1 protein-coding gene is annotated in these 836 nt (G+C 58.4%); it reads left to right on the top strand.

Features of this window, described 5'->3' with window-relative positions:
- On the top strand, positions 1–237 hold a 237-nt coding region (locus ACFOLC_RS16115; protein WP_386760285.1), incomplete at its 5' end, for a hypothetical protein.
- Between the last annotated feature and the right edge of the window lie 599 nt (positions 238–836).

Below are 836 nucleotides of genomic sequence, written 5' to 3'. Positions count from 1 at the left end.
TCCAAGCCGAACCTGCTTCGTTCCGGCAAAAACATGGCAGAAAAAGCCTGCCATGTTTTTACCTCCACTACGCAGGTCGGCTTAACTCAGGCGTTAGGTCGCACTGGAAAGTTTGCTTTTAGGCGCTGCGTACGGGCTAGTCATTGGTGCGCACCGGATCGCCCTGCTCCACATCTTGCTATGCGCGCCAGGCAAGAATTCGGCGGCGGCTGGCGGCGGCTTGTAGTGTTCGCCTGAGTGAGGGACGGGGAAACAAGCTTGCCGGGTAAAGCCGACAGGTAGCGCGCATTCGGGCAAGTCTTGCAGTAGTGTCGTAGCTCTTCGGGCACAGCTCGGTTGTTGCGGTCAAAGCCGCGAAATGTCTCAGCCAGTTGCGCCCTAACAATTCATTCAAGCCGAACCCGCTTCGCGGGTCGGCTTAATTCAGGCGTTAGGGCGCACTGGAAAGGTCAATTTTCGGCGCTGTGTACGGGGCTAGTCATTGCTGCGCACCGGATCGCCCTGCTCCACATCAAGCGGCTCGCGCCGGGCAAGAATTCGGCGGCGGCTGGCGGCGGCTTGTAGTGCTCGCCTGAGTGAGGGACGGGGAAACAAGCCGGCTGGGTAAAGCCGACAGGTAGCGCGCATTCGGGCAAGTCTTGCAGTAGTGTCGTAGCTCTTCGGGCACAGCTCGGTTGTTGCGGTCAAAGCCGCGGAACATCTCAGCCAGTTGCGCCCTAACAATTCATTCAAGCCGAAGCCGCTTCGCGGCTCGGCTTAATTCAGGCGTTAGGGCCCAATGACACTCTTACGGCTGCTTGCAATTATTTTTCTGATTCTGCCCGCAGCATGTGAGC

The sequence above is a fragment of the Lysobacter cavernae genome, from assembly GCF_042648505.1.
Lineage (GTDB): Bacteria > Pseudomonadota > Gammaproteobacteria > Xanthomonadales > Xanthomonadaceae > Lysobacter_L > Lysobacter_L cavernae.
Note: the sequence above shows the minus strand (reverse complement) of the source record. Positions and strands in the feature narration are given on the sequence as shown.